Source organism: Phaeobacter sp. JH20_29 (assembly GCF_048056175.1).
Classification (GTDB): Bacteria; Pseudomonadota; Alphaproteobacteria; order Rhodobacterales; family Rhodobacteraceae; genus Phaeobacter; species Phaeobacter bryozoorum.
Genome location: NZ_JAYMWO010000013.1, coordinates 199447 through 225300, shown reverse-complemented (window position 1 = coordinate 225300; position 25854 = coordinate 199447). Strand labels below are relative to the sequence as shown.

Below are 25854 nucleotides of genomic sequence, written 5' to 3'. Positions count from 1 at the left end.
CATATATAACTTGCACAAAAGCCAAAGAAGCAGTCAGCGGGACACCCATGGGGCGATTGATCAAATACCTACTTTATTTAGTTATACTGGCAGCGATCGGATTGGTGATCTATGCCTATGTCGGGCCGTGGTTCGGGGCGGATTTCGACGCCCCCACCTCCGAGGTCCGCAAACCGGTGGTTCTGAATGCCGACTAGAAAACGGCGAGGTGAGTCGGCCCCTGCGCTCTCTCCCTCGGGCAGAGAATGCGAGGCCGCCCCCGCCCTGATCACCCAGCGACTGGCGCAGATCGCGTCCCTGACCCGCCCCCTGACGCTGAGCCTCGGGGTGGCGGTCGGCGTTGGCCTTGCCGCTTCGGCCCCGGCACAATCGCCCGCGACCACGCGCCCCCCCGCACCCGCTGCCACGCCCCCATCAACCACGCCCCCCGCGGCCAAGACGCCGCGACCGGGCAGCCGGGCCGCAAAACCGGATGATCCGCTCGCCGCCATCGACTGGCTGGCCACGCCGGCGCCGGATGCAGGGCTGCCCGGCACCGTTCTGCTGGAACCACCCGTCGCCGGGTCTGCCCGACGCCCCGAGGTCACCGTGACGCCGCTCGCCAGCCTTGTTGCGCCCGTCGGCCTTGTCAAACCCGCCTCCACCGGACTGCCTGTCGACCTGTGGCGCGGCAGCAGCGCCGAGGAGCTGGCCACCCTGCTGGCCGCCGTGCCTGTGCGCAACTCCCCGGCGATGCAGTCGCTGATGTTCACCCTGCTGCTGTCGGAAACCCGCCCGCCTGCCGAGGGCGGCGAGACGCTGCTGCTGGCGCGGCTGGACCGGCTGATGGATCTTGGCGCCCCGGACCCGGCGCAGGCCCTCGCCGAACAGGCAGGCCCCACCCGCAGCACCGCCCGGTTCAAGCGCTGGTTCGACGCCACCCTGCTGACCGGTGACGAGCAGACCGCCTGCCGTGCCCTGCAGGAACAGCCGCATCTGGCGCCCGATTACGCCGCCCGCATCTTCTGCGCCGCCCGGCTCGGCGACTGGCCGACCGCCGCGCTGCTGCTGGAGGCCGCCCATGCGCTTGAACTGGTCGACAGCCGCCAGCTCGACCTTCTGGACCGCTTCCTCAACCCCGATGTGTTCGAGGATGCCGCCCCCCTGCGAGCGCCCAAATCGCCGGATCCGCTGACCTTCCGCCTGTATGAAACCATCGGAGAACGCCGCCCGACCGCCAATCTGCCCCGCGCGTTTGCAGCGGCAGATCTGCGCGATATCGCCGGCTGGAAGGCGCAGCTGGAAGCGGCTGAACGGCTGACCCGCATCGGCGCGCTGAACCCCAATCATCTGCTGGGGCTCTACTCCGAACGCGCCCCCGCGGCGTCCGGCGGCATCTGGGACCGGGTTGCGGCGCTGCAACGCTTTGAAACCGCACTCGAAACCGGCAGCGCCGAGGCCGTCAGCAAGACCCTGCCAAAGGTCTGGCAGGCCATGCGCACCGCTGAGATCGAAACCGCCTTTGCCGATCTTTTTGCCGACCGGCTGGCGCGGATCCCGCTGGAGGGCAGCGCCGCACAGCTGGCCTGGCGCATCCGCCTGCTGGCCCCGACCTATGAAACCGCCTCCCACAGCCTGCCGGATCTGAAGGGCCACGCCGCCTTTGTCGCGGCGGTGGCGCAGGGCGTGCCCACGGCCGAGCTGGCACATAGCGGTCTTGAGCAGGCGATCGCCGCCGCCTTTGCCCCCGAAAGTGCTGCCCCCCGCAAGCTTCAGCGCCTGCTGGACAATGGCCAGCTCGGCGAATCGATCCTGCGCGCGATGCAGCTCTTTGCCCAGGGCGCCGAGGGCAATCTCGGCGATCTCACCGATGCGCTGGCAACCTTCCGCGCCGTCGGACTCGAGGATACCGCCCGCCGCGCCGCCTTGCAGCTACTGCTGCTGAACCGCCGTTAGGCCCGCCGCCATGGCCCCTCCCCGATGAGCAGCCCCGCCAATGCCCCGCAGGATGATCTGCAATGGATCTCCACCTTTCTGGATGCGCAGGCCGCCGATCTCGGTGCGGCGCGCAACACCTTGCTGGCGTATGGCCGCGATCTGAAGGATGTCGCCAGCTGGCTTTCCCATAAAAACCTCGGTTTTGGCAGGGCCTCCCGCGATGATATCGAGGCCTATCTGATCTCCTGCGACGCTGAAGGGCTGGCCCGCGCCACCCGCGCCCGCCGCCTCTCCGCGATCAAGCAGATCTACCGCTTTGCGTTTGACGAAGGCTGGCGCAGCGACAATCCCGCGATCCAGATCAAGGGGCCGGGACGCCAGAAGGCGCTTCCCAAGACCCTTGAGGTGATCGAGGTCGACCGGCTGCTCTATGCCGCCCGCCAGTCTGGCCGCAGCACCGCCGACCGGCTGCGCAACACCTGCCTGATGGAGCTGCTCTATGCCACCGGCATGCGGGTGAGCGAGCTGGTTGGCCTGCCGGTGGCGGCTGCGCGGGGCGATCCGCGCATGTTGCTGGTGCTGGGCAAGGGCGGCAAGGAACGCATGGTGCCGCTGTCGCCGCCGGCCCGCGATGCGCTGGCGGCCTGGCTTACCGCGCGCGACACCGCTGAGGAGGCCGCCGTTGCCAAAGGGGCTGCCCCCTCGCGTTTCCTGTTCCCGTCGCGTGGCAAATCCGGCCATCTGACCCGGCACCGGTTCTATCTGCTGATCAAGGAATTTGCCGTCGCCGGGGGCATCGCGCCCGAAGCGGTGTCGCCCCATACCCTCCGCCACGCCTTTGCCACGCATCTTCTGACCAATGGCGCCGATCTGCGGGCGATCCAGGCACTGCTTGGCCATGCCGATATTGCCACCACCGAGATCTACACCCATGTGCTGGACGCCCGGCTGAGCGAGCTGGTGCTGGACCATCACCCGCTGGCCCGCCCTGCCGGGGCCGCCGATCACCCCGCCCCACCGGGTAAAACCGACCTGTCGGGAACAGAATAGCTCCCGCACGGCGCGAGCGCGCCACCTCCCCCCTTGCGACAGGGCGGTCGGCACCCCATAACCATGGGGATCACAACATTTCTTTCGGGACTCTGATGGACAGCACCACGACCTTTGTCGATTCCACCTTCTGGACCACCGCCGGCGCAATTGTCTTTCTGCTGGTTCTGTCAGGGTTTTTCTCTGGCTCCGAGACCGCATTGACAGCCTCTTCGCGGGGCAAGCTGCGTTCGCAGGCCGACAAGGGCTCCAACGGCGCCAAACGTGCACTGGCGATCACCGAAGACAGCGAACGGCTGATCGGCTCGATCCTCTTGGGCAACAACCTGGTGAATATCCTCGCCACCTCGCTGGCCACCGCGCTGTTCACCCGCGCCTTGGGCGAAAGCGGTGTCGCGCTGGCCACCCTGGTCATGACCCTTCTGGTGCTGATCTTTGCCGAGGTCCTGCCCAAGACCTACGCCATCTCCAATGCCGAGAAAGCCGCCGCCGCCGTTGCCCCTCCGATTGGCATATTGGTAACCCTGCTGGCCCCCGTGGTGGGGGCCGTCCGCCTTCTGGTGCGCGGTGTGCTGCGCCTGTTTGGCGTACGCATCGACCCCAACAGCCACATCATGGCCGTCCGCGAGGAAATCGCCGGCGCCCTGCACCTTGGTCACTCCGAAGGCGTGGTCGAAAAGGAAGACCGCGACCGGATCCTTGGCGCCCTTGATCTCTCCGATCGCTTTGTCGAGGAAATCATGCTGCACCGCTCCAATATCGAGATGATCGACGCCAGCCTTGAGCCACAGAAGATCCTCGAACAATGTCTGACCTCGCCGCACACCCGCCTGCCGGTGTTCAAGGACGAGCCGGAGAACATCATAGGCGTGCTCCATGCCAAGGATCTTCTGCGGGAGATGTACGCCCAGATCGGCGGCCCCGACGGCGATGCCGCCTCGCTGCGCAACTTCAATATCACCAGCGTGACCAAACCGCCCTATTTCGTCCCGGAAACCACCACACTGGATGAACAGATGCGCCAGTTCCTGCGCGCACGCACCCATTTTGCGCTGGTGGTCGATGAATACGGCACCCTGCAGGGCCTGATCACCCTGGAAGACATCCTTGAGGAAATCGTCGGCGAGATCACCGATGAATTCGACCCGGATGAGGAAACCGTGGTGAAGAAAACCAGCGACGGCAACTATCTGGTCGATGGCGCCACCACCATTCGCGATCTCAACCGCGCAACCGACTGGTCGCTGCCCGATGACGAGGCCAACACCATCGCCGGTCTGGTCATTCACGAGGCGCAGACAATCCCCGTCGTGGGGCAGGTCTTTTCCTTCCATAATTTCCGCTTTGAGGTCACCGCGCGCGACGGCAACCGCGTGACGGAGCTGAAAATCCGCCCGCTGCAATAACGCAACCGCGCCCCCGCATCATCAGGCCGCCGCCCCACCGGGTGGCGGCTTTTTTTGATGCAGCGCCCCACGGCTGACGCCCGGTTCGTCCTCGCAGCGCTCAATCCCGACGGCTGATGTCGCGTTTTTGCTGGACTACTAAACACATCTGTCCAGAATAACCGCAAACAGCCAGTGGGGGATGCAAGATGAAGACGACAACACGGGTAGCGGTGATCGGTGGCGGCGTTGTGGGGTGCTCGGTGCTCTATCACCTGACCAAGCTCGGCTGGTCCGATGTCCTGCTGCTGGAACGCTCAGAGCTGACCTCAGGCTCCACCTGGCACGCGGCGGGCGGCTTCCATACGCTGAACGGCGACACCAACATGGCGGCGCTGCAGGGCTACACCATCAAGCTCTACAAGGAGCTGGAGGAGATCACCGGCATGTCCTGCGGGTTGCACCATGTCGGCGGCGTCACCCTCGCGGACAACCAGGAACGCTTCGACATGCTGAAGGCGGAGCGCGCCAAGCACCGGTTCATGGGGCTGGAAACCGAGATCATCTCTCCCGAGGAGATCAAGAAAATCGCCCCGGTCACCAATATCGACGGCATCATCGGCGGCTTGTATGACCCGCTCGATGGCCACCTCGACCCCTCCGGCACCACCCACGCCTATGCCCGCGCCGCGCGCATGGGCGGCGCCACGATTGAAACCCACTGCAAGGTGATCGAGACCAGCCAGCGCCCCGATGGCAGCTGGGATGTGGTCACAGACAAGGGCACAGTGCACGCCGAACATATCGTCAACGCCGGCGGCCTCTGGGCGCGCGAGGTGGGCGCCATGGCAGGCATCTACATGCCCCTGCACCCGATGGAGCATCAATATATCGTCACCGACGAGGTGCCGGAGATCGCCGAAATCATCAATGCAGGGGGCGAGCATCCGCATGTGATGGACCCGGCCGGCGAAAGCTACCTCCGTCAGGAAGGCCGCGGCCTCTGCATCGGCTTCTATGAACAGCCCTGCAAACCCTGGGCCGTCGATGGCACGCCATGGGACTTCGGCCATGAACTGCTGCCCGATGATTTCGACAAGATCGAGGACAGCATCGCCTTCGCCTACAAACGCTTCCCGGCGCTCGAACGCGCAGGCGTCAAATCGGTGATCCACGGCCCCTTCACCTTTGCCCCCGACGGTAACCCGCTGGTCGGCCCGGTGCCGGGGATGCGCAACTACTGGTCCGCCTGCGCCGTCATGGCCGGCTTTAGCCAGGGCGGCGGCGTCGGGTTGATGCTGGCGCAATGGATGGTCGAGGGCGAATGCGAGCGCGATACATTCGCGATGGACTGCGCCCGCTTCGGCGGCTGGATCACTCCGGGCTACACCCGGCCCAAAGTCATTGAAAACTATCAGAAACGCTTCTCCATCGCCTACCCGAACGAAGAGCTGCCTGCCGCCCGCCCGTTCCGCAGCACCCCGATGTATGACATCTTCGATGGCATGGGCGCGGTCTGGGGCGCGCAGTATGGCATGGAGGTGCCGAACTACTTTGTCGAAGGGGACGAACCGCGATACGAGACCCCCTCCTTCCGCCGCTCCAACGCCTTTGAGGCCACCGCACGCGAAGTGAAAGCCGTGCGTGAAAACGTCGGCATCAACGAGGTCCACAACTTCGGCAAGTACCTGGTCAAGGGTGCGGGCGCCCGCGCCTGGCTCGACCGCATCATGGCCGGCCGGGTGCCACAGCCGGGCCGCCTGTCGCTGACCCCGATGCTGTCGCCCAAGGGTCGCCTGATCGGTGATTTCACCATCTCCTGCCTCTCCGAGGACGAGTTCCAGCTCACCGCCTCTTACGGCGCGCAGGCCTATCATATGCGCTGGTTCCTGCAGAACCTGGACGCGGGCGTTCAGCTGGAAAACATCTCCGACACCCGCACAGGCTTCCAGATCGCAGGCCCCCGCGCGCGCGCGGTCCTGCAAGCCTGCACAAGGCAAGACATCTCGGACATGCGCTTCATGGATGTGCGCCGCCTGAACTTGGGCATGGCCGACTGCATCGTGCAGCGGGTCAGCTATACCGGGGATCTGGGCTATGAAATCTACTGCAACCTGCCCAGCCAGCGCGCCCTGTGGGATGCGCTGTGGAATGCAGGCCAGCCGCACGGCATGAAACCCTTTGGCATGCGGGCGATGATGTCGCTCAGGCTCGACAGGTTCTTCGGCTCCTGGCTGCGCGAATTCTCCCCCGATTACACGGCGGCGGAAACCGGCTTGGACCGCTTTATCTCCTTCAAGAAACCCGTTGATTTCATTGGCCGCGCCGCGGCTGAGGCCGGACGCGACACACCGCCAGCCCGCCGGCTCTGCGCCTTTGAGGTGGAGGCTGACGACGCAGATGTGACCGCCTATGAGCCGATCTGGCTGGACGGCGCAGTTGTGGGCTTCTGCACCTCCGGCGGCTACTCCCACCACGCGCAGAAATCCATCGCACTCGGCTTTGTCCCCACCGACCGCGCTCAGGACGGGCTCGAGGTCGAGATCGAGATCCTGGGCAAGATGCACAAGGCCCGACTGATCACCAGGCCGCTGTTTGATTCCGACGGCGCCCGGATGCGCGGCTGACAGCAGCAGGCGGGTCAATATTTCTGACCCGTCTCCCCCAGTGTTGCCATGTCAGCGCGCGCCGGGCCGCCGCTTTCGCGCAACAGATGGGTCCTGCCCCGGCCCCAATGTTTCGCACGCGAAACATTATGTCAGCCTCACTGACCTGCCCTGTCACTTTTTCTGGACCCCTCTCCTCTTCTGGCCCTAAATATCCCCGCCGGAGGCTTCCGACAGCGCGGCACCACGCCAGGGAGGCGACAGATATGACCGCCATCGCCATTCTGATCCTCGCTGCCGGCAGCGCCTCGCGGATGCGCGGGCGTGACAAACTGCTGGAGGAGATCGACGGAACACCGCTTCTGGCCCGGATCTGCGGGGCGGCCCTTGGCACCGGGCAGGACACCTATGTCACCTTGCCAGCCGCACCCCACCCAAGAGCCCAGCTGCTCAGCCGCGCCTGCCCCGCTGCAACAGCGCTCTTTGTGCCGGACGCGCAGGAGGGCATGGCCGCCTCCATTCGCTCAGGCATCGCAGGTCTGACCAAGAGCTACGAGGCGGTGATGATCCTGCCTGCCGATATGCCGGAGGTGACGCAAGCCGATCTGGCGCAGGTCGCGGGCAGCGCTATGGCGCTGCCAGACCAGATCCTGCGCGCGACCGGAACAGCAACCGGTGCAGCCACAGGCCCAATCACCGGGGCGCAGGAGCGGTTTGGACATCCGGTGGTCTTTCCCCGCCGGTATTTCGCCGCGCTCGGCCAGCTCAGCGGCGATCAGGGTGCCCGCGCGGTTCTAAAGGCTGCACAGGATCAGGGAGTGACCATTCACCCGGTGCCGCTGCCCGAGGCCCATGCGCTCACCGATCTGGACACGCCCGAGGCGTGGACGGCCTGGCGCCGCGCGCGAACGACATTCAAAAGCGATTAGGCCACAGGGCTAGTGGATGAACCACTGCGCCCCCGCCTTGCACCCCGGCCGTCGGCGTGACGGCTGCGCAGGGGGCGCACCGGGCACCGGCGGCCGTGTCTGCAACTCGGGAAACAGCATCAGCACCTCATCGCGCTGGGCGCGATCCAACCCGCGCTGGGACTGGTCGGCAGGCTGAAAACACTCGATCCACGCCCCGTCGGCACAGACCACCTGATGGTCCTCACAGACAAAATGCAGATAGTCGATGCTGGTGGTCTCTACCGCATCGACCCCGGACAATCCGGTCAGATGTTTGGCCGCGACCAGTATCTCGCGATTCTCGAAATAAAATGCGGTCTTGTCATTGCCGATCAGCACCCGATGGCTCGGGCTGAGCAGCAGATCCCGCTCCGGCATCCCATTGCCAAGCGACCCTGCCGCGATCAGCACCGGTTGCAGATGTGCCGCCGCCTGCAGGGCGCTGCGATCCAACCTCCGCCGCCCGATCCAGCGAATGGGCTGCAGGCCGTTGTCGCGGGTCATCACCCGATCCCCAACGCTCAGATCCTCGACAGCGCAGCTCCCCTGAGGGGTCGCAACAGTTGTTCCGGGCATAAAGCAAGGCACGTCATGATCTCCGTCCAAAAGCCCGACCACCCCGGTCGCACAGCCGTGCAACCGGTCCCTGGCCTGCCTTGGTATTGCAAAGGGGCGCCACACCTCGGGGTACAGCTTTGAAGAGAGCGCCACTCATCCTGTGGCAGCATGGGATTACCCTACGCGGGCAAATCTGCCTAAAAAAGAACAAAATCTTAATCAGCGTGCATCCGCCGGCCCGGCCGTCCGATGATCCCGTCCCCAGAGGCCGGGGATTGTTTCCGGTCTGACCGCCGTCACCGGGCGATCCCGCAGAAACTGCCGTCACCGCCGCGAAACAACCGCCGTTTGTCGCCATCCTGCAAACAATGGCAGATCATCAGAGCGCACAGCCGCCCTCTGTCAGATCCATCACGCGAACCGCTGGGCGCAGGGGTTGTCCCACGGCGCGCAACAATGGGGAGAATTTTAGACAACTTGTCGCCACCACGGGCTGATTTACGATTCGCCCGGCCCCGTGACGCCGCCTGAGGCGCCGACCAGCGCTTAGATCATGTCGCTGACCCGCTGGCGAAAGGTTGCATAGGCTGCGTCAAAACCATCGCGCAGGGCAGCATCAGGGGTGACCGTGCGCGCGATCTGCGGCGCGGTCAGAACCTCGGCGGGATCCTCACCTGTCACCGCCAGCCGGGCCAGTCGCGCCGCACCAAGCGCGGCGCCGAACTCGCCCCCCTGCGGGAGATGCAGCGGCAGGTCCAGCACCGTGGCCAGCAGCTTGACCCAATAGGGTGATCTGCTGCCGCCGCCGATGACCAGACAGCTGTCCAACTCAGCGCCGGTGCTGCGCAGCGCCGCCAGACAGTCGCGCAGCCCGTAGCAGACACCCTCCATCACCGCGCGGGCCATATCCTCGGGCGTGGTCGCGACCGACAGCCCCTGAAACCCACCGCGCAGGCTTGCCGAGTTATGCGGCGTGCGCTCCCCGGAGAGATAGGGAAGGAATGTCACCTCGCCGGGGGGGCGCAGCTGATCGCCAAGACCTGCTGTCAGATCCGCAGGGCTGCGTCCGGTGATCCGGCCCAGCCAGTTCAGGCAATCGGTGGCCGAGAGCATCACCCCCATCTGATACCAGCGCTCGGGGATCGCGTGACAGAAGGTATGCACCGCCGTTGCCGGATCCGGGTGGAACCCGTCGCGCGCGGTCAGCACCACACCGGAGGTGCCAAGCGAGACAAACCCCTGCCCCGGTGCCATCACCCCGGTGCCACAGGCCGCAGCGGCATTGTCGCCTGCGCCACCGGCCACAGTCACGTCTTTGCCAAATCCCCAGCGCGCGGCCAGTTCGGGACGCAGGATACCACCAGGCTCGCAGCCCTCGACCAGATCCGGCATTTGATCACGCCGCATGTGACCCGCGCGCAGCAGGGGCTCCGACCAGTCCCGCGCCCCCACATCCAGCCAGGAGGTGCCTGCGCTGTCGGACATGTCGGCCACATGGCGCCCGGTCAGATGCAGGTTCAGATAGGCCGCAGGCAGCAGGACCTTGGCCGTATTGGCAAAAATCTCCGGCTCGTGGCGCTGCACCCACAAAAGTTTCGGCGCGGTGAACCCCGGAAAGACGATATTGCCGCTCAGATCGCGGACCTTCGCCGTTGCGTCCAGCTCAGCCGCCTCAGCGGCGGAACGGGTGTCGTTCCACAGGATGCAGGGCCGCAGCACCTGATCGGCGCCGTCCAGCAGCACCGCACCGTGCATATGCCCTGCCACTGCAATGCCGCATATCTGACCATAGCCGGGGGTATCCCGCAGCTGGTCCATCGCGCGATCCAGCGCCGTGATCCAGTCGCCGGGATCCTGTTCCGACCAGCCGGGATGGGGGGTCTGCACGCAATACTGCGCCTCAGCCGAGGCGACGGGCCTGCCCGCCGCATCGGTCATCAGCGCACGCAGTCCCGATGTGCCAAGATCAATGCCTAGATACATATCTGTACCCTCTCCCCATTACGCCGTGGTCCTGCCGCCTCAGACGAAGCGGTTGACCAGCGCCTCCAGCTGTTCCTGACGGCCAGAGACCGGCTGCGGATCAAGCGCCCTGGCCTCGGCCTGATCGGCGATGGCCTCCAGCGTTGCGCCCTCGGCCAGATAGGCCTGCGCCTCGGCAGTGGTCCAACCGGCGTAACGGTCGCGGCGCTTGGCCTCGAGGCTATCACTTTCCAGCATGGCAGCGGCGGCGCGTAGCCCCCGCGCGCAGACGTCCATGGCCCCCACATGGGCCGCGATCAGATCCTCGGCATCCAGCGACTGACGGCGCAGCTTGGCATCGAAATTGGTGCCGCCGCTGGTAAAGCCACCGCCGCGCAGAATTTCATAATAGGCCAGCGCCACCTCCGGCACGTTGTTGGGGAACTGATCGGTGTCCCAGCCGGACTGGTAGTCGTTGCGGTTCATGTCGATGGAGCCAAAGATCCCCAGCGCATTGGCCATGGCGATCTCATGTTCAAAGCTGTGACCGGCGAGGATCGCGTGACCCTGTTCAATGTTCACCTTCACCTCATCCTCAAGACCAAAGCGTTTGAGGAAGCCGTAAACGGTGGCAACGTCATAGTCATATTGATGTTTGGTCGGCTCCTGCGGCTTTGGCTCGATCAGGATCGCGCCTTTGAAGCCGATCTTGTGTTTGTAGTCGACCACCATCGACAGGAAGCGGCCCATCTGCTCCAGCTCACGCGACAGATCGGTGTTGAGCAGGGTTTCATAGCCCTCGCGTCCGCCCCAAAGGACATAGTTCTCGCCCCCCAGACGGTGCGTCAGATCCATGCAGGCGCGCACGGTGGAGGCGCAATAGGCAAAGACATCCGGGTCAGGGTTGGTGCTGGCGCCGGCCATATAGCGGCGGTTGGAGAACATATTGGCCGTCCCCCACAGAAGTTTCGGACCGCCATCTGCCATTTTCTGTTCCAGCAGATCGCCCATCTGGTTCAGGCGTTTGTGGCTTTCGGCGAGGCTTGCGCCTTCTGGCCGGATATCATGGTCGTGGAAACAGTAGTACGGCACGCCGAGGATGCGGAACATGTCAAAGGCGGCCTCCGCCTTCATGCGCGCCAGACCCATGGTATCGGCGGGGAACCACGGCCGATCAAAGGTCTGCCCGCCAAAGGGGTCGTTCCCCTCCCAAACAAAGTTGTGCCAGTAGCAGACGGCAAAGCGCAGGTGATCCTCCATCCGTTTGCCCATGATCATTTCATCGGGGTTGTAGTGGCGATAGGCCAGCCCGTCGCCATCTGGATTGTAGGTGATTGCTGCGATATCGTCGAAATAGCCAGCCATGGTCAGGCCCTCTCTTCTGGCCCGACCGCAGGCTGCGGGGGCATGTTGTGTTTGAAATGGACGGCGGGAATGATCTGCGCGGTCAGCGGGTCGAACGGCAGCCCGTCGCTGAGCGCGACAAGGGCCGCAAGGGCGGCGGTGATTTCCTGCGCCGGTTTCTGGTCGATCACCGCATCAATAAGGCCCTGCGCCACGGCATCGCGGGTCGCGGCGCAGAGTTCGTGGCTGATCACCACCGGAGGGTGCGGCCGTGCCGTCGCCGACAGGGCCGCAACCAGCCCCGGAATGCCGGCACCCAGATTGTAGACCCCGGTAATGTCTGGGTTTGCATCAAGCGCGCGGCGCAGCGCCTGTTCCAGCACATCGGGGTCGTCGCCGGTCTCCAGCGGTGGCAGCACCGGCAGACCGGGCGAGACCACATCGCAGAACCCGGCGTAGCGGTCGGCATGATCGCGGGCGCTGAGACTGCCGGTGATGGGAAGGATCCGGCCCCGCCCTTCGGAGGCCGCTCCGCGATGGGCCAGCACCATCAGGTCGCCTGCGGTGCGACCTGCGGTCCGGTTGTCGATCCCCACATAGGCATCCCGCGTGGTTTCCGGGCTGTCGGCGACCAGTGTGACCACGGCAACACCCCTGGCCCGCAGGCTGGTCAGCGCGGCCTCAACCTGCGGATCCTCCACCGCCACAAGGCAGAGACCGTCGTAATCCTCGGCGGCGCAGTTTTCGATCGCCCGCACCAGCGCCGCCGCATCAAAGGCAGGCACATGGGTGATGGTGATCTGCTGGCGCGCCTGCGCGCGGCGGGTCTGTTCGCTTTGGACATGCTCATGCAGCCGGGCAAAGAAGCCCTCCCCCGCCATCGGCAGCAGAAAGGCAAACCGGTAGCGGCGACGGCGTGACAGATTGGCGGCGGTGATATCGCGCTGATAGCCCAGCTCGGCAATGGCGGCGCGCACCCGGTCCTGCGATTTTTTCGCCACCCCGCCGCGATTGTTCAGCACCCGGTCCGCCGTGGCGTAGCTGACCCCGGCCGCGGCAGCGACATCATGTAGGGTTGGTTTTCCCATCCTTGCAGCCCATCTGTTTCCGGCAGTTTTGACAGACGTATATCATTTTCTGATAGACGTCTATCATTTTGTCGATCAAGCCGCGGTCGCCACGATCTGACAGGTGGCTGATGGAGCGCGGGGGCAAGGTCTGAAACGCAAAAAGCCACCACATGCTGTGGCGGCTGTCATAAAACCATCTTGGTCTAGATGTTATGGCGGAGAGACAGGGATTCGAACCCTGGAGACGGTTCCCCGCCTACACACTTTCCAGGCGTGCGCCTTCGACCACTCGGCCACCTCTCCGTTGGGCGGACTTTTGACGGATCACGGAAGCAATTGCAAGAGCGAAAACAGCAAAAAATTCACTCTTGCAGAAACTTATTTGCAGCCCGTGCTCAAGCCCCCAGATGCAGGTAGACACGGCGGTTCTGCTTGCCCTTTTTTTCAACCTTTCCAAGGCGGATAGGACCAATTTCAGCGGTGCTGCGCACATGGGTGCCGCCGCAGGGTTGCAGGTCGATCTGCTCCTGCATCGTGCCGATCCGCACCAGCCGAATGCGGCCATTGCCACGGGGCGGCGCCACCGACATGGTTTTCACCAGATCGGGGTTTGCATCCAGCTCCTCTTCGGTGATCCAGCGTTCGCTGACCTCCAGATCGCGGCTGATGAGGGCGTTGAGCGCATCCTCCAGCGCCTGTTTGTCCTCCGGCGCCTCGGGCATGTTGAAATCAAGCCGCCCCTTGTCGGCGCCGATGGAACCGCCGGAGACCGGCAGGGGAATCACCACCGAGAGGAGGTGCAGCGCGGTATGGATGCGCATATGGCCGAGGCGGCGGTCCCAGTCGAGGGTCTGCGTCACCTCCTGCCCGACGCTGGGCAGCGGCTGGTCAGGTTCCGGCAGCAGGACAATGGCGCCCGCCTCCCCCTTTACCGTATTGGTGATGGTCAGGCGGTGCGCCCCTGCCCCATCGGACCAGCTGAGATGACCGGTATCGCCCGGTTGCCCGCCCCCGGTTGCGTAAAAGACGGACTGGTTCAGCACCAGCCCGCCTTCGGTTGTGTGGTCAATGATCTGCGCCGGGGCCTGTTGTGCATAGGCATCCGTCAGGAACAATTGGTCGGTCATCGATCGCCGTCTCCGTCTTCATCGCCGCTGTCGGCTGCATCGTCCCGGTTGGAGAGGTCCTCCAGATCCGGGGTTTCGGGGCGTTTGCTGGCGGGCGCCGCTGCCGCAGCCGGTGATGGCCGGGCCGCGCTGTCCTGAACAGATCCGGGGCCAGAGTCGGGGCCAGAGTCGGGCGCAGCTTCAGGCGCCGCGGCGGCCGCCGCCGCCCCGGCCAGCGCCTCGGGGTTGCGGATCCAGATATCGCGCTGGGCGAAGGGGATCTCGATCCCGGCCTCGTCGAAGCGGCGGGCGATGTCGTAGTTCATGTCGGATTTCACCGACAGGACCCAGTTCACATCGCGCAGGATCGCGCGGATCTCAAAGTTGAGACTGTCCGCCCCAAAGCCCTGAAACACCACCGATGGCGGCGGGTTCATCAACACCATCGGATGTGCCTTGGCGACCTCGATCAGGATGGCCTCGACCTTGCGCGGGTCGGTGCCGTAGCTGACCCCGACAGGCACGATCACCCGGCCCACGGTATTGCCGCGGGTGTAATTGGTGACGGTGCCGGTGATCAGATCCGAGTTCGGAACAATCACATCGGTGCGGTCGAAGGTCTCGATCCGGGTGGAGCGCACGGAGATATCGCGCACATAGCCCATCAGGCCGCCAACCTCGATCCAGTCGCCCTTGGACACCGGGCGCTCGACCAGAAGGATGATGCCGGAGACAAAGTTCGACACGATGGTTTGCAGACCAAAGCCGATGCCCACAGAGAGCGCACCGGCGACAATGGCGAGCGACGACAGATCCAGACCGGCCATCGAAATCGCCACCAGAGCGGCCAGAAAAATCCCGACATAGCCCATGCCGGAGACGATGGCATTCTGGCCGCCGACATCAATGCGGGTCTTGGGCAGCAGCGCGTTGCGCAGGCTGCCCTGCACCAGCCGGGTCAGACCGTAGCCGACGGCAAAGATGGTCACAAAGGTCAGAAAGGCGGTGGGCGAAATACGGGTGTCGCCAATCTGGAAGCCCTCGAGGAAGTTCGACCACAGCTCCGTCAGATCCGCAACGCGCGCGCCCCAGATCAGCGCCAGCATCGGCAGCGCCACCAGCGCCAGCGCAAAGCCGATCAGCGCCGTGAAGAGCGAGTCGCGGGCGGCGCTACCCTTGCCGGTGACAAAGCCGTAGAGATCGGCAAAGAACCGTTGCAGGACAAACAGGCCCGCCAGCATCGCCAGCGTCAGCATGGCCGGGTAGATCACCGCCTCGGCCGCGTTGAGATAGCCCACCGCAGCCAGCAGCGGCCCGGCAAAGCCGAGAAGGTAGATCGCCCGGCGCACCACCGCGATGATGCGATTGGCCCCGGCGGCGATGGCGCCTTCCTCGGGCTCCTCCTCGCTCTGTGCCTGACGCTGCTTGGCCCCGATGCGGTGCAGACGCAGCAGGATCAGCGCAGCACAGCTGATCAGCGGAAAGGCATAGACCGCGGAACTGCTGTCCGGGATGTTCTGGATCCGCTCGATGGTGGCAAAGACATCCTGCAGCACCAGGATCACCGCCATCATGTCGATCAGAAAGCGGGTCTCGGCCTGATTGCCCTCCTGTACGGGCAGCAGATCATTCTCGATCTGATTGGTATAGAGCTGCTCGCCCAGCCAGTGGAACGACAGCATGATAAAGGCCCAGGCCGGCACGGATTCGAGGAAGATGCTGCCGCGCACCCCAAGAATGCCCGAAAGATCGACAGCTGCGACCAGAAAGATGACACCGATCAGCGGCAGCAGCACCTGTAGCAGCGAGACGACAAAGGTCCAGACGCCGGTGCCCCGCGCGCCGTAGCGCCGCAGGTAATCACCCGCCAGATGCGCCCATGGGCGCCCGCGCAGGATCAGCAGCATACCGATCAGCACCAGCACAAGAATGCCCACCAGATCGCCGCTGATGCGTTCGCTGGTGGTGTCATTGCGCAGCTGCGACAGGGTTTCATTGCCCACAGCGCGGCTGGCGTGGACCAGATCCCGCAGCGCGCCGGGCCAATGTTCGGGGTTGAGCGGCGAGGTGCCGCGTTCAAACAGTCGTTTGGTCAGTCGTTCGCGGACAATCTTGTCGATCTCGTTGATCAGGCCGTCGGCGCGGCTGTAGGCCTCTTCGGCGACGATGCGCGGCACCCGCAGCTCATTGAGCTGCTGGGTCAGCGCGTCGCGCAGCTGGGCGATGTCTTCGGGCTCTTCCTCGCCCTCGCCCGGTGGGGCGCCAAGCGCGTCCAGCTGGCCCTGAAGGGTCTGGATACGCTCGCCGTTTTCCCCACGCTTGGTCTGGAAGGTCTGCCGGAATTCGGCCAGCTCGCTGCGCAGCTGTTCCAAGGCGATATTGGAGGCGCGGCTGGCATCAATGACGTTTTCGGCCCGGTTCGCGGTGCGCAGCCAATCCTCGTAATAGGATTTCGAACGCGCATCGAGCTGGGCCAGAGCGGGAAAGGCCAGGCTGATCAGAAGAACCAGCCCGGCCAGACATTTCACAAAACCACGCATGAGGGCGATCATACGTCCTCGAACACGCCGGGGATAGAGGCCGGGGTGTGAGTCATCCAATCCGGCACCGGCAGGTTCTTTTCACGCAGGAAGTCGGGGTTGAACAGTTTCGACTGGTAGCGCGTCCCATAGTCACAGAGCACGGTGACGATGGTCTTGCCCGGTCCCATGTCCTTGGCCATGCGCACGGCACCGGCGATATTGATCGCCGAGGAACCGCCCAGCACCAGACCCTCTTCGTGCAGGAGGTCGAAGACATAGGGCAGCGCGTCGCGGTCCTCGATCTGGTAGCAGAAATCCGGTTTGAACCCTTCAAGGTTCTTGGTGATGCGCACCTGGCCGATGCCTTCTGCGATGGAGCCGCCTTCGGTCTCGATTTCACCGGTGGTGTAGTAGGAATAGAGCGCCGCGCCCATCGGATCGGCAAGGCCGATTTTCACGCCCTTCGGCTGGAGCACATCGGCCACACCTGCCAGCGTGCCGCCAGAACCGACCGCGCAGACAAAGCCGTCCACCTTGCCGTCGGTCTGCTCCCAGATCTCGGGTGCGGTGGTTTCGATATGGGCCTGCCGGTTGGCGACATTGTCGAACTGATTGGCCCAGATCGCGCCATTGGGTTCGGTCTTGGCCAGTTCCTTGGCCAGACGTTCCGAATAGCGGACAAAGTTGTTGGGATTGCGATAAGGCGCTGCGGGGACCTGCACCAGCTGGGCGCCGGCCAGTCGCAACATGTCCTTTTTCTCTTCGGACTGGGTTTCGGGGATCACGATCACCGTTTTGAAGCCCATCGACGCGCCAACCAGCGCCAGGCCGATCCCGGTGTTACCGGCAGTGCCCTCGACGATGGTGCCGCCCGGCTTCAGATCACCGCGCGCGATGGCGTCCTTGATGATATAAAGTGCGGCGCGGTCTTTGACCGACTGGCCGGGGTTCATGAACTCGGCCTTTCCCAGAATCTCACATCCGGTTTCATCGCTGACGCGGTTCAGGCGGATCAGAGGCGTGTGGCCGATCGCGTCGGCCAGATCATGTGCAATGCGCATGGTATCCCTTTCGATCATTCCAGTTGAGGTGTAGCCAAGGCATTGGACAACCACAAGCCGAGATAGCGGCGCGCCGCGCGGTTGGCGGGGTCAGCCCTGCCGCAAGCGCTCACGATGGCGTGACAGCCAGAGGGCGGCGGTGACCAGTGGCATGTCCTGATAGGTCTGGTCATCTACGCCCTGTATCAGCGCCTCATAGGGCAGGATCTGGCTGCGGATATCTTCGCCCTCGCTCTCCAGTCCGCCGCCGCCAGCGATCTCATCAAAGTCGCAGAGACCCACAAAAATATGCAGAAATTCGCCTGAGGCGCCGCTGGAGGGGTAGACCTGGGCGACGGTTTCCAGCTGGTCGATCTTCAGCCCTGCCTCCTCCATCGCCTCGCGGCGGGCGGCCTGTTCGGGGGTTTCGCCGGGGTCGATCAGCCCGGCCACCGGCTCCCACATCCAGGGGCGCTGGTTGCCCGCGATATAGGTGGCAGCGCGGAACTGTTCGATCAGCAAAACCGCGTCGCGGCGGCGATCATAGGGCAGCACCACCGCCGCCTGCCCCACCAGCGCGACGCCCCGGTTGATCACCGGGCTGAGGCTGCCGTCATAGCGGCGGAATTGCAGGTCCATCTCCTCCATCGCGAAGAAGTTGAGATAGGCGCGTTTATGCTGGTGGACGACGACGTCGCGGGCCAGATCGTGATCTGGATCGCCGGGGCGGTTCTGCGCCGCGAGCCAGGCGGCGGCGCGGATGCGGATCGGGCGGAACCGCTCGGCCACCTCGGCGGCGGTCAGGCGACCGCGATAGGCCATGACCTCCTCTGCCGCGCGCAGGGACAAGGCGCCCCATTTCTGCTGCCAGTCGCCCAGATCCCAGGCCGCCCCGGTCTGCCACAGGCCCGGCTCTGGGAAATAGACCTCCGCCGGGGCGCTGCCGCCTGCGTCCAGCGCGACCGTGACAGGGCGCAGCGTATAGTCGAACCCGCCTTCGTAGAAATTCAGCGCCGCCATATCGTCCGGGGTGAGACCGCGCAGCAGCAGCCCCGGTGCGCGGTGGCCGACGCGGGCCTCTATCGCCGGGAAAGGCTGATCCACCACCGCAAAGGCACCGTGATCGGGCAGATGTGCAGGGGTGACATCCAGCGCGGCACCTGACCGCCCCAACACCAGTTCAAGCAGCGGCATATGGCGCAGCGTGCCATAGACAAAAAGATCAACCACGGTCTGTATCCTGTTGGAATTCTGTTATCTCAGCGCCAGCGTCTTGCGGCATTCTCGGTCACCAGACCGCTGAAGATGCCGCCGATCACCAGCGCCAGCAACACATGTGGCACCGCCATCACGAAAAAGAAATCCAAACCGATGACAAAAATCGCCGAAAGCGCCTCAAACGGGCCGTCATAGCGGTTGCGCATGGCGAGGCGAAACATTTCCCAGGCGCCTTGCAGAAACAGCCCCCAGAGCACCAGCAGGGCCACACCGGTGACGCCGTTGTTGATCGCATTGACCACGCCGCGGCCGACATGGCGGCCGACCCAGACCCAGCCGATCAGCGCGCCAAGCGCGGCGTTGAGCGGCACGAAATAGCCGAAATCGGTGCCCTCGGGCATCAGTGGCATGATCAGGAAAGAGGCGGCAATCGCGACAAGCGCCATGCTGACGGCGGCGATAAGACGGGCGGCTGTGGGCATGATCCGGGCTTTCGTTCAGCGGTGGGCCAGCGTGATCTGGGTCACGTCGCAGGTTTGCGCCTTGAACGCGGCGGCGCAGGAGGTGAGGTAGAAATTCCACATCTTTTTGAACCGATCATCAAATCCCATGGCCGCAATCTCGTCCCAGCGACTGTTAAAGGTGGTGTGCCAACGCCGCAGCGTCTGATCGTAGCTATCACCGAATTCGAGCGATTTCATGACCTTTAACCCGGCATTTTCAACCTGCTGGCGCAATATCCCGGGCGCAGGGAGCATCCCGCCGGGAAAGATGTGTTTCTGGATGAAATCAACGCCGCGTTTGTAGACCGTCCAGCGCCGGTCGGCGACGGTGATGATCTGCAAGGTGGCCTGACCGCCGGGGCGCAGCCGGTCGTGGATCATCCTGAAATAGGCGGGCCAGTATTTTTCGCCCACCGCCTCGAACATCTCGATAGAGGCAATGCCATCGAAGGTGCCGTCACAGTCGCGGTAATCCTGCATCCTGAGCTCGACCCGGTCGGAAAGCCCCGCCTTTTCAATGCGCTCGCGGGCGTATCTCAACTGTTCGGCACTGATGGTGAGGCCCGTGACCCGCAGGCCGCGTTCGCGGGCTGCATATTCGGCAAACCCGCCCCAGCCGCAGCCGACCTCCAGCACGTGATCGCCGGGCTGCACGCCCATCTGGTCGACCATGGAGGCATATTTGGTGGTCTGCGCCGCCTCCAGGCTTTCCTGCCCGGTTTTGAACAGGGCGCTGGAATAGGTCATCGTGTCATCAAGCCACAGCCCGTAGAAGGCGTTGCCGAGGTCATAGTGATAGGAGATATTCGCCTTGGCCTGCGCGCGGTGATTGCGTTGCAGCCAGAAGCGAAACTGTTCATAGGCGCGGATCAGCCCGCGTCCCGGAAAGCCATCATAGACGGTTTCAGACCCCAGATGCACCAGATCCATGAAGGCCTGAAGATCGGATGTGCTCCACCAGCCATCAAGATAGGCATCGGAGAACCCCAGATCCCCCTCGCGGATCAGCCGGGCGAAACAATCGGGGTTGTGAATGCGCAGATCGGCCACCGGACCGGGGCGGTCGCCAGTGACACGGAACACCCGCCCGTCCGGCAGATGGATGTCCAGCTGCCCCACCTCGAGCGCCTGCAACTGGTCAAAGATCGCCGCGAAATAGCGCGGCAGATTGGCCTGTCCTTCGGTCTGTGTGAGCGCCATTCTCTCCTCCCCTAGACGGGTCCGGTGGGTTCACGGCCCCTGTCCAGAGAAAAGGCTAGGCCAAATCAGGCGCTTCTGGCAAGGGATCTATCAGTCCTCGGGCAACTCGCGCTGGCCATAGACCTCAAGCGCGCGGGCGCGACCCTCTTTCAGATCAACGAAGGGGCTGGCGCGTCTGTCCTGAGGCGACAGCTCCCAGGACAGGGGTGTCGCGCGGTAGAAATCCAGCGCCGTCTGCGGCGGGCTGTCCTGACCTTCGGCGATCCACGCGGATTGGTAGCGGCCCTTGGGGTCGAATTTCTCCAGCTGGCCGTCGGGGTTGAATATCCGAAAAAACGGCGAGGCATCGGGGCCGGAGCCGGCCACCCACTGCCAGCCCATGGCGTTGGAGGCCGGATCCCAGTCCACCAGACACTCCTCGAACCATTTCTGACCGATGCGCCAGTGGGTGAGCATATGTTTGGTCAGGAAACTGGCCACGATCATCCGGGCGCGATTGTGCATCTTGCCGGTCACATAGAGTTCGCGCATGGCGGCATCGACGAAATTGTAACCGGTCTGACCACGCCGCCAGGCCTCGACCCGGTCGTCGTCCTGCTCGGACCAGCGGAAGCTCTCCCATTCGGGGCGCCAGTTGCGGGTCAGGATATGCGGAGTGTGGAACATCAGGTGGTAGGCGAATTCGCGCCAGACGATTTCCTTGAGAAAATGCTCAGCGCCGGATTTGCCTGCGCGACGTGCCTCCAGCCCGTGATGCCACATGCGGCGCGGGCTGATTTCTCCCCAGGCGAGGTTTTCAGACAGGCCGGATGTGGCATCCACCGCGGGAAAGTCTCGGTCCTGTTTGTAGTCGGCCACGCGGGAGTCGAGGAATTCCGCCAGCCGCTCCTGCGCGGCATCTTCCCCGACCCGGCAATACTGCGCCACGATGTCAGCGCCGCGGCGCATGTCAGCGGCGAGTTTCCAGCTGTCCAGATCATCAGAGGCGGGCCATTGCTCCGGCGCCGGTATTCGGGATGGGGCGGCGATCAGATCCGCGACATCGCGGTCGCGCACGGATTTCCAGTAGGGCGAATAGACCCGGTACATGCCGCCGGTCTTGGTCTCGACGGTCCAGGGTTCAAACAGCAGATGACCACCAAAAGACTGCGCCGCAACGCCCTGCCCATTCAGCTGTTCCTTGATGGTGGTGTCGCGGGCGATGGCGTCGGGATCATAGGCGCGGCTCCAATGCACCGCCCCTGCCCCGGTCTCCGCGATCACCTGCGCCAGCACCTCGGCTGCCGGACCACGCCGCAGGATCAGGCGGCTGCCGCGCTGCTCCAGCACCTTGGCCAGATGGGCAAGCCCCAGCCCCAGCCGGAACTTTGGCGCAGCGCCCAGGTGTTCATCCAGCGTGTCAAAGACAAAGAGCGGGATCACCGGGGTGCCCCGGGCGACGGCCGCCTCAAGGGCGGGGTTGTCGGCGAGCCGCAGGTCTCGGCGCAGCCACCAGATCACCGGCGCCTGTGGCGGGGTATGGTCAGTCATGAAAGATCAAGGTCCCTGTATCGCTGCGGTTTTCACAACACGCGATCTAGGGCCTCGATCAACTGTGTCATCTCTTTTTTCGAGGTGTAATGCGTAAAACTGAGCCGCAGCACGCCGTCACCGGTAGAGACACCCATCGCGTTCAGGGCACGCAGGGCGTAGAAATCACCGCCCCCCGCCATGATGCCATGTTCGGCCAGTTCACCGGCTACGGCTTCGGCGGGGCGATCCAGCGCCAGTGCCACGGTGGGCGCGCGTCTGCTGGCATCAGAGGGGCCGATCAGGCGCAGATCATTGCGGTCCTTCACCATATCGAGCAGCGGTTGCAGCAGCTCCACCTCATGGGCGCGCATCAGATCGTGGACAAAGGCCCCCTGTGCCGCGCCTTCGGTTAGCGGGCCGCCGTGATGATGGGCCAGCGCGGCGATGTAGTCGGCCATGCCCGCGCAGGCGGCGACCTGAGCGTGGTCCGGCCCCGCCGGAGTGAAGCGTTTGTAGAGCGTGTCACCGTTGAAGAAATGTCCCTGATTGGGCAGCAGCTCCCCCAGGGCGCGGCGGATCACCATCAGCCCCTGATGCGGCCCGTAGGTCTTATAGGCGGAGAACAGATAGATATCCGGCCCCAGCTCGCCGACATTGGGCAGGCCATGGGGCGCGTAAGAGACACCATCGACGCAGACAAAGGCGCCGGCCGCATGGGCCAGAGCGGTGATTTCGGTGACCGGGTTCAGTTCCCCGACCACGTTGGAACAATGCGGAAAACAGACCAGCCGGACGTTTTCGTCCAGAAGATTTTCCAGATCTGCCGGGTTCAGATGGCCGGTTTGCGGGTCGATCTGCCATTCGCGCACCTCGATCCCGGCATCCGCAAGGCGCCGCCACGGGCCGCTGTTGGCCTCGTGATCCTGATTGGTGACGATGATCGCCTCCCCCGGAGACAGGAACTGGCGAAAGGCCTGCGCCAGCACATAGGTATTCTGGGTGGTCGAGGGGCCAAAGCTCAGCTCATCCCGTGCCACCCCGAGGATGCCGGAAAGCCGGTGCCGCGCCTCGTCCATCTCGTCGCCCGCCAGCGTCGAGGCCTCATAGGGGGCATAGGGCTGCACTTTGCGTTCGGTATAAAAACGGGTGAGCCGGTTGATCACCTGCTGACAGGTATAAGAGCCACCGGCGTTCTCGAAAAAGGCCTGACCTTGCAGGTTGGGCGCTGCAAAGGCCGGAAACTGGCTGCGGACAAAGTCGATATCAAGGGCCATGGTCTCTCCTCTTTCTGTCTCAGAAGAAGTGACGGCGATGATGCGCAAGGTCAAGCGCGGAGAGACTGCGGCCACCGCTGACCTGATGTCATTTTCTGTCAACAGTGGCGGGTAGCTAGGGGATACATCAACACGAAAGGATGCAGATGATGGCCTATACGCCCAAGGATTTTCTGGTCTGGGGAGAGATCCCCGTCACCGACATGGACGGCGCGCGCAAGTTCTACGAGCATGTGACCGGCGCCGCGCTGGAACTGGTCAGCGATGGACCAAACCCGATGCTGCTGTTTCGCCCCAAGGACCCGGCAACCGGGGTCGCGCTGAGCATCTATCCCGGCACCCCGGCCCCGGATGGTGTTGGCCCGACCCTGCATCTGGCCGCCGAAGGTGCGCTGGCCGATGTGATGACGCGGGTGACCGACGCCGGTGGGCAGGTGGTGTCAGAGGCGGTGCCGCTGCCCGACGGGCAGTTCTTCTACGCCAAAGACCCCGACGGCAATTCGGTCGGCTTCTATGAGGCCAAGAGCTGAACGGCAAACGCCCCGGAGTTCTCCGGGGCGTTTCTGGGCATTGCCGGTCCGGGATGGCGGCGCGGGATCAGCGCGCCTCGGTCTGCAATCCGCGCAGGATCGCCCAGCACATCAGCAGCAGCACGATGGTGAACGGCAAGCCGGTGGAGATCACCATCGCCTGCAGGGCCACAAGACCACCGCCGAGCAGCAGCACGATCGCAACCGCACCTTCGAACACGCACCAGAAGACCCGTTGCGGCAGCGGCGCGTCGACCTTGCCGCCTGCGGTGATGGTGTCGATCACCAGCGAGCCGGAATCCGATGAGGTGACGAAGAACACGATCACCAGAAGGATGCCGACAAAGGAGGTGATCGAGGCCAGCGGCAGCTGATCCAGCATCTTGAACAGCTTCAGCTCAAGTGCGGCATCCTGCGCGCCGGTATAGCCATCAGCCACCACCTGATGAATGGCGGTGCCGCCAAAGACGCTCATCCACAGGACGCAGACCAGGCTGGGGATCAGCAGAACGCAGATGATGAACTCGCGCACGGTGCGACCCCGGCTGACGCGGGCGATGAACATGCCGACAAACGGCGACCAGCTGATCCACCACGCCCAGTAAAAGGCGGTCCAGCCCTGGCTGTAGTTGGCATCCTCGCGGCCGAAGGGCATGGAGAGCGCCGGCAGATACTGCACATAGGCCACCAGACTGTCGAAAAAGCCGGTGATGATCAGCAGCGTTGGCCCGACCAGAAGCACGAAGATCAACAGCAGGAAGGCCAGCCCCATGTTGATTTCGCTCAGCACTTTCACACCGCCATCAAGACCGCGCACAACCGAGATCAGCGCAACCGCGGTGATGGCGGAGATCAGCAGCACCTCGGTGGTTGAGCCAACCGGCACACCGAACAGCTCGTTCAGGCCCGCATTGGCCTGTGTCGCGCCAAAACCCAGCGAGGTTGCAAGGCCAAAGAGCGTGGCGAAAACCGCCAGAATGTCGATGATATGGCCGGTCCAGCCCCAGACCCGCTCGCCGAAGATCGGGTAGAAGGCCGAGCGGATGGTGAGTGGCAGCCCCTTGTTGAAGGAGAACAGCGCCAGCGACAGGGCAACAATCGCGTAGATCGCCCATGGGTGCAGGCCCCAGTGATAGATTGTCGCCGCCATGCCCAGACGCACGGCTTCGGTGCTGTCCCCGGCTGCGCCGCCCAGCGGCGCCCAGTCGGTGCGGGCGCCATTTTCACCCATGCTCACGCCACCAAAGGCGGTGGAGTAATGGCTCATCGGTTCGCTGACGCCGTAGAACATCAGGCCGATGCCCATGCCGGCCGCAAACAGCATCGCAAACCAGCCGATGTAGGTATAATCGGGCGCCGCGTCGGCCCCGCCAAGGCGCACCTTGCCCCAAGGCGAGACGATCAGGAAGAAACAGAACAGCACGAAGATATTGCCCGCGCTGAGGAAGAACCAGTCGAACGAGCTGGTCACGGCGGGGCGCAGCCAGCCAAAGAAGGTAGCCGCCTGTTCCGGCAGAACCAGCGCGTAGAACACAAACAGCATGATGCTGATGCCGGAGACCATGAAAACCGGGTTATGGATGTCAAATCCAATCGGTCCCACGGATCCTTCCAGATTGTCCTGTCCGATTTCATATTCAGTGTCGATGACGGCGGCCTCACCGTCGGGGGCGGGTATGCCCTGATTGGCCGTTTCGTCTGTCATGGGTGTCCCTGTTCTGTCTTATGTGAACGTCCAGTGTCTCAACCGTCGCGCGCTGCGCAGGTTCCCGCCGATCGCGAAAAAATGCAGCCCCCGCACGGGCGCCTCTCCATGACCGGCGCTTGTTGAGCAGGCGGTCGGGCGCGATCATCACAGCGCTCATGCCGACAACGATCGCCGATAGATCCGCGTCAGCCCAGTCACGCGCTGCGGTCAGGCAGCGGCTGGCGTGGCCATGGACAGATCACCAGCCTAGCAGAAAACCATGCAAATGTCGCGCCTTGTGGGGCGATCTGCGTGACAGCGTTGCAATCGCTGCGCGACATGCGCCCGGTTGCCGGGTCTATGACGCGGGGATTGACCAGCTGGCCCCACGGACGCGCAAAGAACGCGCAGGCTGGCTGC

At 64.1% G+C, this 25854-nt stretch carries 20 protein-coding genes and 1 tRNA gene; 7 read left to right on the top strand and 14 right to left on the bottom strand.

Features of this window, described 5'->3' with window-relative positions; all coding sequences use genetic code 11:
- The first annotated feature begins 47 nt into the window (after positions 1–47).
- The 6 genes from VWZ85_RS10830 (at position 48) to VWZ85_RS10805 (ending at position 7887) form a co-directional block, all read left to right on the top strand.
- Positions 48–197, top strand: a complete 150-nt coding sequence (locus tag VWZ85_RS10830) for a hypothetical protein (RefSeq protein ID WP_340545428.1) — start codon at positions 48–50, stop codon at positions 195–197.
- On the top strand, positions 187–1935 hold the full coding sequence (locus VWZ85_RS10825; protein ID WP_416542346.1) for a hypothetical protein: 1749 nt from the start codon (positions 187–189) through the stop codon (positions 1933–1935). Before VWZ85_RS10830 ends, VWZ85_RS10825 begins: the two co-directional genes overlap by 11 nt.
- A gap of 24 nt (positions 1936–1959) precedes the next feature.
- The gene (locus VWZ85_RS10820; RefSeq protein WP_416588251.1) at positions 1960–2967 is read left to right on the top strand and encodes a site-specific tyrosine recombinase XerD; all 1008 of its coding nucleotides are present in this window, start codon (positions 1960–1962) and stop codon (positions 2965–2967) included.
- Between the two features lie 95 nt (positions 2968–3062).
- The gene (locus tag VWZ85_RS10815; protein ID WP_340545425.1) at positions 3063–4373 is read left to right on the top strand and encodes an HlyC/CorC family transporter; all 1311 of its coding nucleotides are present in this window, start codon (positions 3063–3065) and stop codon (positions 4371–4373) included.
- A gap of 188 nt (positions 4374–4561) precedes the next feature.
- On the top strand, positions 4562–6979 hold the full coding sequence (locus VWZ85_RS10810; RefSeq protein ID WP_416588248.1) for a GcvT family protein: 2418 nt from the start codon (positions 4562–4564) through the stop codon (positions 6977–6979).
- A 245-nt stretch (positions 6980–7224) separates the two neighbouring features.
- A complete protein-coding gene (locus VWZ85_RS10805; protein ID WP_416588245.1) occupies positions 7225–7887 on the top strand; it encodes a nucleotidyltransferase family protein in 663 nt (220 codons plus the stop codon).
- Positions 7888–7896: 9 nt separating this feature from the next.
- Here the strand turns inward: VWZ85_RS10805 and VWZ85_RS10800 are convergent, their stop codons facing one another.
- The 13 genes from VWZ85_RS10800 to VWZ85_RS10740 form a co-directional block, all read right to left on the bottom strand.
- Positions 7897–8484 carry a Hint domain-containing protein gene (locus VWZ85_RS10800; RefSeq protein WP_416588242.1) on the bottom strand — a complete coding sequence of 196 codons (588 nt, stop codon included), beginning with the start codon at positions 8482–8484 and terminating at the stop codon, positions 7897–7899.
- Positions 8485–9012: 528 nt separating this feature from the next.
- Positions 9013–10449, bottom strand: a complete 1437-nt coding sequence (xylB, locus tag VWZ85_RS10795; RefSeq protein ID WP_416588241.1) for a xylulokinase — start codon at positions 10447–10449, stop codon at positions 9013–9015.
- Between the two features lie 39 nt (positions 10450–10488).
- Positions 10489–11793, bottom strand: a complete 1305-nt coding sequence (gene xylA, locus VWZ85_RS10790; RefSeq protein ID WP_416588238.1) for a xylose isomerase — start codon at positions 11791–11793, stop codon at positions 10489–10491.
- A 2-nt stretch (positions 11794–11795) separates the two neighbouring features.
- Entirely contained in the window at positions 11796–12860 is a 1065-nt protein-coding gene (locus tag VWZ85_RS10785; RefSeq protein WP_340545419.1) for a LacI family DNA-binding transcriptional regulator, read from the bottom strand.
- A 195-nt stretch (positions 12861–13055) separates the two neighbouring features.
- Positions 13056–13145: transfer RNA gene (locus VWZ85_RS10780), tRNA-Ser, on the bottom strand.
- A gap of 92 nt (positions 13146–13237) precedes the next feature.
- Positions 13238–13969 (bottom strand): alanyl-tRNA editing protein, encoded by a 732-nt coding sequence (locus VWZ85_RS10775; RefSeq protein ID WP_416553117.1) that lies wholly within the window; start codon positions 13967–13969, stop codon positions 13238–13240.
- Positions 13966–16500, bottom strand: a complete 2535-nt coding sequence (locus VWZ85_RS10770) for a DUF3772 domain-containing protein (protein ID WP_416538682.1) — start codon at positions 16498–16500, stop codon at positions 13966–13968. Before VWZ85_RS10770 ends, VWZ85_RS10775 begins: the two co-directional genes overlap by 4 nt.
- Entirely contained in the window at positions 16497–17531 is a 1035-nt protein-coding gene (locus tag VWZ85_RS10765) for a cysteine synthase A (protein WP_416588234.1), read from the bottom strand. Before VWZ85_RS10765 ends, VWZ85_RS10770 begins: the two co-directional genes overlap by 4 nt.
- 90 nt (positions 17532–17621) lie before the next feature.
- Complete coding sequence (locus tag VWZ85_RS10760; protein ID WP_416540256.1) at positions 17622–18740, bottom strand: NUDIX domain-containing protein; 1119 nt, start codon at positions 18738–18740, stop codon at positions 17622–17624.
- A 29-nt stretch (positions 18741–18769) separates the two neighbouring features.
- Complete coding sequence (locus VWZ85_RS10755; protein WP_340545414.1) at positions 18770–19210, bottom strand: TrgA family protein; 441 nt, start codon at positions 19208–19210, stop codon at positions 18770–18772.
- 15 nt (positions 19211–19225) lie between these two features.
- Positions 19226–20431: a class I SAM-dependent methyltransferase gene (locus tag VWZ85_RS10750; RefSeq protein WP_416588231.1), complete on the bottom strand. Its 1206-nt coding sequence runs from the start codon at positions 20429–20431 to the stop codon at positions 19226–19228.
- A gap of 90 nt (positions 20432–20521) precedes the next feature.
- Entirely contained in the window at positions 20522–21961 is a 1440-nt protein-coding gene (locus VWZ85_RS10745) for a cryptochrome/photolyase family protein (protein WP_416588228.1), read from the bottom strand.
- A gap of 32 nt (positions 21962–21993) precedes the next feature.
- Entirely contained in the window at positions 21994–23217 is a 1224-nt protein-coding gene (locus VWZ85_RS10740; RefSeq protein WP_416542360.1) for an aminotransferase class V-fold PLP-dependent enzyme, read from the bottom strand.
- A gap of 149 nt (positions 23218–23366) precedes the next feature.
- On the opposite strand from VWZ85_RS10740, the gene VWZ85_RS10735 reads away from it, so the two are divergent.
- The gene (locus VWZ85_RS10735; protein ID WP_416536081.1) at positions 23367–23747 is read left to right on the top strand and encodes a VOC family protein; all 381 of its coding nucleotides are present in this window, start codon (positions 23367–23369) and stop codon (positions 23745–23747) included.
- A 67-nt stretch (positions 23748–23814) separates the two neighbouring features.
- Here VWZ85_RS10735 and VWZ85_RS10730 read toward each other — a convergent pair whose 3' ends face one another.
- On the bottom strand, positions 23815–25452 hold the full coding sequence (locus VWZ85_RS10730) for a BCCT family transporter (RefSeq protein ID WP_340545409.1): 1638 nt from the start codon (positions 25450–25452) through the stop codon (positions 23815–23817).
- Positions 25453–25854: the final 402 nt, after the last annotated feature.